This is a genomic window from Thermosynechococcus sp. Uc (assembly GCF_029335995.1).
In the GTDB taxonomy this organism is placed as follows: domain Bacteria; phylum Cyanobacteriota; class Cyanobacteriia; order Thermosynechococcales; family Thermosynechococcaceae; genus Thermosynechococcus.
This window is the reverse complement of record NZ_JARJMS020000073.1, coordinates 1-7,637: the sequence shown is the minus strand read 5'-3', so window position 1 is coordinate 7,637 and position 7,637 is coordinate 1. Positions and strand designations below refer to the sequence as shown.

General features: G+C 52.4%; 12 protein-coding genes. 4 read left to right on the top strand and 8 right to left on the bottom strand.

The window, feature by feature from the left end; translation table 11 throughout:
- Together P3X23_RS08080 and P3X23_RS08075 are read right to left on the bottom strand one after the other, a co-directional pair.
- Positions 1–657, bottom strand: a 657-nt coding sequence (locus P3X23_RS08080; RefSeq protein WP_300875172.1) for a D-alanyl-D-alanine carboxypeptidase, incomplete at its 3' end; no start/stop codon positions are given.
- Positions 623–1,114 (bottom strand): GNAT family N-acetyltransferase, encoded by a 492-nt coding sequence (locus P3X23_RS08075; RefSeq protein ID WP_367186560.1) that lies wholly within the window; start codon positions 1,112–1,114, stop codon positions 623–625. The genes P3X23_RS08075 and P3X23_RS08080, both read right to left, overlap by 35 nt.
- A 262-nt stretch (positions 1,115–1,376) precedes the next feature.
- Here P3X23_RS08075 and P3X23_RS08070 point away from each other — a divergent pair, with 262 nt between their 5' ends.
- Genes P3X23_RS08070 through P3X23_RS08060 form a run of 3 tightly spaced genes read left to right on the top strand, consistent with a single transcriptional unit; the run spans position 1,377 to position 3,356 of the window.
- A complete protein-coding gene (locus tag P3X23_RS08070; RefSeq protein WP_300875169.1) occupies positions 1,377–1,535 on the top strand; it encodes a hypothetical protein in 159 nt (52 codons plus the stop codon).
- Between the two features lie 19 nt (positions 1,536–1,554).
- Complete coding sequence (locus P3X23_RS08065; RefSeq protein ID WP_300875167.1) at positions 1,555–2,604, top strand: TrkA family potassium uptake protein; 1,050 nt, start codon at positions 1,555–1,557, stop codon at positions 2,602–2,604.
- The gene (locus P3X23_RS08060) at positions 2,601–3,356 is read left to right on the top strand and encodes an NAD-binding protein (protein ID WP_300875165.1); all 756 of its coding nucleotides are present in this window, start codon (positions 2,601–2,603) and stop codon (positions 3,354–3,356) included. The genes P3X23_RS08065 and P3X23_RS08060 overlap by 4 nt, the downstream gene beginning before the upstream one ends.
- Here the strand turns inward: P3X23_RS08060 and P3X23_RS08055 are convergent.
- From P3X23_RS08055 to psbH, 5 genes are all read right to left on the bottom strand, one after another.
- Positions 3,353–4,171 (bottom strand): carbohydrate ABC transporter permease, encoded by an 819-nt coding sequence (locus tag P3X23_RS08055; RefSeq protein ID WP_300875162.1) that lies wholly within the window; start codon positions 4,169–4,171, stop codon positions 3,353–3,355. The two genes, P3X23_RS08060 and P3X23_RS08055, sit on opposite strands and share 4 nt — an antisense overlap.
- A gap of 120 nt (positions 4,172–4,291) precedes the next feature.
- The gene (locus P3X23_RS08050) at positions 4,292–5,509 is read right to left on the bottom strand and encodes an ABC transporter permease (protein WP_300875159.1); all 1,218 of its coding nucleotides are present in this window, start codon (positions 5,507–5,509) and stop codon (positions 4,292–4,294) included.
- Between the two features lie 79 nt (positions 5,510–5,588).
- Positions 5,589–6,206 carry an aminoacyl-tRNA hydrolase gene (gene pth, locus P3X23_RS08045; protein ID WP_300875156.1) on the bottom strand — a complete coding sequence of 206 codons (618 nt, stop codon included), beginning with the start codon at positions 6,204–6,206 and terminating at the stop codon, positions 5,589–5,591.
- Between the two features lie 5 nt (positions 6,207–6,211).
- Positions 6,212–6,445 carry a TatA/E family twin arginine-targeting protein translocase gene (locus P3X23_RS08040; protein WP_298615461.1) on the bottom strand — a complete coding sequence of 78 codons (234 nt, stop codon included), beginning with the start codon at positions 6,443–6,445 and terminating at the stop codon, positions 6,212–6,214.
- Between the two features lie 3 nt (positions 6,446–6,448).
- Positions 6,449–6,649 carry a photosystem II reaction center protein PsbH gene (gene psbH, locus P3X23_RS08035; protein WP_300875153.1) on the bottom strand — a complete coding sequence of 67 codons (201 nt, stop codon included), beginning with the start codon at positions 6,647–6,649 and terminating at the stop codon, positions 6,449–6,451.
- Positions 6,650–6,736: 87 nt separating this feature from the next.
- On the opposite strand from psbH, the gene psbN reads away from it, so the two are divergent.
- Positions 6,737–6,868: a photosystem II reaction center protein PsbN gene (psbN, locus tag P3X23_RS08030; protein ID WP_011057227.1), complete on the top strand. Its 132-nt coding sequence runs from the start codon at positions 6,737–6,739 to the stop codon at positions 6,866–6,868.
- Here the strand turns inward: psbN and P3X23_RS08025 are convergent.
- Positions 6,865–7,449, bottom strand: coding sequence for a photosystem I assembly protein Ycf4 (locus P3X23_RS08025; protein WP_300875149.1), 585 nt, complete (start codon positions 7,447–7,449; stop codon positions 6,865–6,867). The two genes, psbN and P3X23_RS08025, sit on opposite strands and share 4 nt — an antisense overlap.
- Positions 7,450–7,637 lie beyond the last annotated feature (188 nt).

Genomic DNA, 7,637 nt, shown 5'->3' with positions numbered 1-7,637 from the left:
GAGAAATTCCGGTTCAGAGGCAGCCACCGTGCGGGTTTCATTCACCACTCGCCAAGGCGGAGGGGCTCCTTGGAGTCGCAGCGCCAAGGCTTGACCCAACTGCTGAGGAACCACTTCTAGGTTGAGGGCGTTTTGATTGAGGCTGAAGCGGGTGACCCCTGCTGCCTCCCCCATGGTCAAGTCTTCAAGCGCCCAAGTGGGATTGATCTGAACGGGCGTTATACCGCCAATTTCTAGAACTGGAATTTGGCGGATTCCCTGTTGGGCAAGGTGGCTGACCATGCGTTGCAGGTCTTGGCTGCGGAAACTGGGGTCAAAACTGCCCTGAAGGCGGATGGTTGTTCGGTCGGGCGATCGCCCACTGAGGGTCGTTACAAACGAATGGTTGGGACCCCAATAGGTAAGGGCGGCTGCGACAGTGGTGAGCTTCACATTCGAGGCCACCAAAAAGAGCTTTTCCCCCTGATGGTTATAGAGCACTTCGCCACTAGTTAAATCCCGAATGACAATGCCCCACTGCCCCCGTTGCCATTGAGGATTGTGTATTTCCTGTTCAATGGTTCGTGTCAAATCTTGGCGACAGAGGCCAAAGGCAGCGGGTGAAACTAGAAGAAGCAGGGCACTAGCAGGGGATAGAAGCCATTGAAGTTGCGCCATAGGGCACTAAGTCCTTGACATAGACGCGATCGCAGCGCTGGGTTTCCACACCTGTGGCCGGTTGATAGCCCGACTTTTCGTACAAATGCACTGCTGCGGTCATGATCGAGGCGGTTTCAATCCAGATTTTGCGGTAGCCTGCCGCCTCAATGGCTGCTTCAAGATGGTGCAAGAGGAATGTGCCTAAGCCTTGACCCCGCACGCGTGGATGGAGATACATTTTGCGAATTTCCACTGCCGCTTCACCTCGTTGAATGGGGTAGAAGGCGATGGTGCCCACCACCTCAGTGGCTTGTTCCACCACCCAAAATTGTCCGCCCCGACGATGGTAGTAGTCCTCAACATGCACTACATCGGCATCGGCACCTTCGGGTTGCCAAGCAAGGCCAAACTCATTGAGGACATTGGCAATGAGGTGCATCACCGCCGCGCGATCGCGATCGCACCAATGGCGCACCCAACAATCCCCATAGTGAAGAAAAAATGCACTCAAGGACGGCTGCCTCCAGCAGGATATTGCCCTTTTCACTGGGGTAGAACACGCTCACAACCATCAAAAAATTGGCTGCTGAACCTGTCCCCTTAGTGCCCCCTATCTTTCAAAAAAGGACTGTACTGCCACTCTAACGATTCAGCGGGAGGCTCGCAAGAGCATCTTGCCACTCTACGGCCACCACTCTTCTAACCGCCAACCTAGTATAGGAAAAGATGCTGGACGAATGGACGATGCAAGACTTTGCCGTTGTCATTATCGGCGGTGGCCTAGCAGGCGGTCGTGCTGCTTAGCGGATCAGGATACCATTGTCATTCTTGCCCAAGAAGCCCCCGATGTCGTGATTGACTATTTGCCAGTGACCATCACCCTGTTTCTACCCTGAGAGCGCAAAGATTAAATCCATGCGACGGTTACCTGCGACCCCTGCCCTGAAGCGTTTTATTATTGGCATCACCCTTTTTATCCTGCTCACGTTAGTGGCGGTGATGGGCTACACCAGCTTTGGCTGGAACTGGCTCGATGCCCTTTATATGTACGTCATCACCGTCTTTGGCATTGGCTACAGTGAAGTGCGTCCGCTGCTGACCCCAGCCCAACGTTTCTTTAACATGATGATTATTGTGGCTGGCAGTGCGGCAACGGTTTATACCATCGGTGCGGTGGTGCAACTGTTTACGGAAGGTGAAATCAAACGCCTATTAGATCTTCAACGAGCAAGCCGCGACATCAACAAACTGAACCGCCATGTCATTGTCTGTGGCTTTGGCCGCATTGGTCAGGTGATGGCTCAAGAGTTAGCTGCCACCAAGACTCCCTTTGTCATTTTGGATGTTGATGAACAGCGCATTGATCTGGCAATGCAGTTGGGCTATCTCGCCTATTGGGGAAGTGCAGCCGAGGAGGAAACCCTGCGAGTCGTGGGCATTGATCGGGCGATCGCCCTTGCTACAGTGTTGCCCAATGACACAACGAATGTTTTTATTACGCTGACAGCACGATCCATGAACCCCAATCTTTTGATCGTAGCGCGGGCCAATCTAGCCAGCACAGAATCAAAGCTACGCATGGCAGGGGCGGATCACATCGTCTTACCGACAAAAATTGGTGCCAGCCAAATGACCAATCTCATTCGACGGCCACGCATTGATTTCCTCGAACAAACGGGCGATCGCGAGACCCTCAACGAACTCTTAAGCCATATTGATGCGCGACTAGAGGAAATGGAAATTACCCCCAGTTACCCCTATGTAGGTACACGCTTGGCGGGACTGGAAGTGCGTGGCCAAGGGGCATTTATTATCATTGGTTTACGCAAGAGCGATGGTCAATTATTTTCGACCCGCGACAATCCCCTTGTGGACGTGGGGGATACATTGATCTTGTTGGGGCATGTCCAAGATGCCCCCAAGCTAATTCGCAAATACACCCTCCGCTCCCGCCCCTTTCGATGACCCCTCCCTCTCATCTTGCCCATTTCAAAGATCACGTCATTATTTGCGGTTATGGTTCCCTAGGGCGGACTCTAGCCATGAACCTGGCCGCTGCTCAAATTCCCTTTGTTGTAATTGACAACCAACGGCAGCGACTACGGCTGGCTCAGCAGTCAGGGCATCCTTTCTATCGCGGCGACGATCTTATGGATGAAAATGAGCTGTTAGCTGTAGGCGTAGATCGTGCCCGCACACTCGTTGCTGTCTTACCTGATGATGCCAGCAATGTCTTTATCACCCTCATTGCTCGCCGCCTCAATCCCAATCTGCAAATCTTGGCCTATGGTGAGTTACCAGCCACGGAGTCCAAACTGCGCTTTGCTGGCGCTGATCATGTGGTCTTGCCCTCCAGCATTAGTGCCCAACGGATTGTCCAGTTAATTACTCGCCCGACAGTTCTGGATTTTCTGGAGGAGAAAGAGGAGCGCAGTCATCTGATTGAGCTATTGAGCCAGTTGGATCTCCAGATTGAGGAGTTTACCCTCCCCCTGGAATCCCCGCTGTTGGGTCTGGCGATCGCTGAAGTGGAAGCAAAAGGTCGAGGCCGGTTCATTATTGTGGCTGTGCGCCGTTGCAACGGCAGCTTGGTCACTCATCCCCCCTTGAGTCTGCCTTTGCAAGCAAAGGACACGGTCATTGCCCTAGGTCAAGCTGCTGAAATTCAAACCTTTTTCCGCCAACATGCCCCTCGCTATCGCCGCTTTAGAATTTAGCCTTTCAGCCCAGCACCAGTTTGCGAGGGAATAATATACCTCTGTAAAAAAATAAAGACAGTGAACACGGGCACAATTGAAATGACAGAGCCTGCTGCAATCAGTCGCCAATCCAAGGAAAACGTTCCCGCCAGAGTCACCACGCCAATGGGGAGGGTATAAAGCTCTGGCTGATCCAAAACCAGTAATGGCCAGAGAAAATCACTCCAAGCGCCAATAAACACAAAAATGCCAAGGGTCACCAAGGCAGGGCGAATGGCAGGCAGCATCACAAACCACCACAACCCCAGTGCGGAGCAGCCATCGAGGCGAGCTGCCTCCTCCAGTTCCTTGGGCACCGCCATAAAAGCCTGTCGCAACAGAAAGATACCAAAGGCGGAAGCCAAACTCGGCAGAATCATTCCCAGATAAGTATTCCGCAGACCCAGTTGCACCGCCAGAATGAACAGGGGAATCATAATGATTTGAAAGGGAATCATGATCGTGGCCAAAATGGCCGTAAAGATCACCTCACGCCCACGAAAGGAAAGCCGCGCCAAGGGATAGGCGGCCAAGGCAGACGTCAGTAGATTGCATGCCACTGTCAGAATCGCCACTAGCGTACTGTTGAACAGGTACTGGCCAAAGGGATGCGTTTGCCAGACAGTTACAAAATTTGCCAGAGTTGGTTCGGCAGGCAGCCAGCGGGGCGGAAAGGCAAAAATATCCTCATTGGCAGATTTGAAGGCGGTACTGGTGAGCCACACCAAAGGGAGTAGCATGACGATTGCGATCGCCACCAACAGTAGGTAGGTCAAGCCTTGCCGCAGGTTCATCGCCGCGTCCAGAGATTCGTAAACATCATTAACAGTCCACCAATCACAATGGCGATCGCCAAGCCACCAGCTATCCAATCTAGGGTTGTTGTTTCCATTTGAAATTTCCTAAGGGTACTGTTAGACACTGCGCAGGGCAACAATCGGATCTAAGCGCGCCGCCCGCTGAGCGGGAACCACCCCAAAAAAGAGGCCAATACTGCCAGAAACGCCCACAGCCACAGCCACAGCAAGGGGAGCCACTCCAGCCTCTAAAGGAGTCAGCATCGCCACTAGTATGACACCGCCCACGCCGACGCCTGTACCAATTAGGCCACCAAAGGCAGAGAGGATCATCGCCTCAATCATAAACTGTGCCAGTATATCGCGCTGGGTGGCACCGATGGCTTTGCGCAAGCCAATTTCTTGAGTCCGCTCTGTAACGGACACCAGCATGATGTTCATAATGCCAATACCCCCCACCAGCAGCGAAATGCTGGCGATCGCCGCCAACATCAAGGTCAAGGCATGACTAATATTGCCAATAATTTGCAGGGCTTCCTTTTGGGTTTGAATCGTAAAATCATCCTCATCCACAATTTGGTGCCGCAGCCGCAGGAGGTTGGTAATCTGAAACTTGGCCGCATCAATGCTTTGCTCATCGCGGGCTGACACCGAGATAAAGGTTAAGGAAATCCCGTAGGGGGAACGTTGCCCAACAATGCGGGAAGACATCGTCGTAATTGGAATGTAGGCGGCCTCATCCTGATTGTTGCCAAGGAAGGCGCCCTTTTCCGCCATGACCCCAATGACTTCAAAAGAAAGATTCTTAATGCGCACCTGCTGCCCCACAGGATTTTCGTTGATAAAGAGCTTTTTCGCCAAATCCGAGCCTAAAATCACGACGCGGCGATGCCGTTCTACGTCTTCATCGGAAATAAAGCGTCCCCGCGCCACCGTAAAACTGCGCACTGAAGGAAAGGTGGGGGTTGTGCCGACAATCAAGACGGTGGTGTTGCGTCCTCGATAGGTGACTCGTTGTTGTACTTGGATTTGTGGTGCCACTTCTCTAACCGTAGGCACTTGGGTCGCGATCGCCTTGGCGTCTTCAAGGACAAGGGTTTGGGGCACATTAAAGGTGCGGTTGCGGGCTTGGGGCGTGCCTGGCACAATAAAGAGCGTATTCGGGCCTAGGGATTCAAACTGGCCGGCGGCATAGCGCTGTGCCCCTTGACCTACGCCCACCATGGCAATTACCGCCGCATTGCCAATGATAATGCCCAGCATCGTCAGCCCACTGCGCAACCGATTGGCCTTCAGGGTGGCGATCGCCATGCGCACGCTTTCAGTAATGTCCATGCTCCTGCGCCGACAACAACTGTCTTTACTCTAACTTGAGAGGCTGCTTCGCCTCAGAGTTTCAAAACAGATTTCCAGTTCACGACTGCGGTAGGGGAATACTTTTGCCGTTGTAGCGATTCATGGCCGCCTCCACCCCCGACTGAATACTCAGCTCAATGGCGTCCACAGCTAAGTCAAGTACGGCGGGTAAAATGGCAAGTTCTGCTGGTGAAAAATGTCCTAAAACGAAGGGCACAGCATTACGAGGTCCTGTCTGTTGCTGCAAGCGATCGCCAAAAGCAATGCCCACCTTGAGGCGGGGAAACTGTTGGGAATGGCAATGTTGAATAATTGACTTAATACCATTGTGTCCCCCTGTCGAGCCGCTCAAGCGCAAGCGCACTCGCCCCAAAGGCAAATCAGCATCATCATAGACGACAAGGGTTCGCTCAAGGGGTAGCTTATAGAAATTCAAGAGGGCATGCAGAGATTGCCCCGAGCTGTTCATGTAAGTTGTGGGTTTGAGGAGACGCACTTTCTGACCCTCAATTAATGCTTCCCCCACCTCCCCCAAGAAACGCCGCTGCGGGGTCAATTCAATCTGATACCGCTGGGCAAGGGCATCAAGGACACGAAAGCCAATGTTATGGCGCGTTGTCGCGTACTCTATGCCTGGGTTGCCAAGGCCAACAATCACACAAGGCTGGAGTACCATGCCACCTAGGCGGAAGGTTCCCGAGGCGATTCAGCCTCTGCCTTGGCCTGCTGTTCCTGCTCTAGGGCGGCGGTCTGACGTTTTATCTCATCTTGGAATTCGCGGGAGGCTTCCTCAAAGGCACGCTTAGTTTTGCCAAGGCTGCGGCCAATTTCTGGCAGCTTTTTCGGGCCAAAGATTAACAGTGCCACCACCAGAATGACGATGAGTTCCGGCAGACCGATCCCAAAAACGTTCATGGATTATCCCAAGGCTTCCCAACTCACATTAACACCATCGAGGATGAGTGTCGAGTTATAGATTTGTAGGATGATCAGTAAAAAGATTAAAAACAGCCCCATAAAGACTGCCATTAGGGGAGTGGTGCCCCAGCCGGGGGCGACTTTACCGTATTCAGAGTTCAAGGGGCGCAGAATATCCCCAAGCCAAGTCCGTCGTGCCATAAATCCCTTTTTTTGAACGAAATGAACAGCATTTTAATGTTTCGTAATATTATAAAAGCATATCTTGCTCCCGTTTAGTACACTTCTATGGAACCTGCAACAGTTCTTAGCATTGCTCTTGCTGCCGTCTGCATTGGCGTTACTGGCTACTCCATCTACCTTTCCTTTGGCCCCCCCTCCAAGGAGCTAGCAGATCCCTTCGACGACCACGAAGATTAAAACGACAGCCCCTCAACGGGCACGCCCAAAAAGCTGGCAATCTTTGCTCCCTGCGTCTCTAGTTCTGCTAAGGGCAGGGGAGTACCCACACGGGTAAGGGGGATTTCACCTCGGCCTTTAATCTTGAGGTAGAGGGCACGCTTGGGGTTGAGTCCCTCTTTAATGACAATCTTTATCGCTTGCACATCGCTGATGGGGCAGCTTACCTCAATTTGGCGATTCTTGCCGGGGAAGCCCCAGCGGAAAATACGCACAAAGCCCGTTTCTTTGTTGAACTCATTGAAGCCCCCGCCAATATCCCAAGCGATCGCCAGCCATAAATATGTCGCCAATAACAGCGCCGCCACTCCATAAAAGCCAATCGCAATTCCTTGGGGAATAAAGACCAAATCAATCGGGTTGCCAATGGGCAGTAGGTTGCGGTGCAAATAGCTGGAAAGGCCGGCCAGAAAAAAGCCAAGACCCCCAATGGAGACCGCTGTTGCCCAAAAGTAGTTACTGGGGCGACGGGAACCCAATACCGTGTAGCGCAGAACCGACTCTTGACGCGGGGATGGCTCAGTTACAGGGGAGTTCGTCATAGTTTGCGTTGCCAAAGTTCAAGTGCTTTACATTGTATAGAGAAATTGCTCCCCTGCCTAAAAATGCGTCCCACAATGGAGTTGCTAAGAGTTAGGCTGGAACTACAGCTGGCGAGTTAATCCTACCCCTGAGGTAGGGAAGTCCGAAAAAGCGTTTTTCTTGCAATCCATACAATATAAGTAGTCAA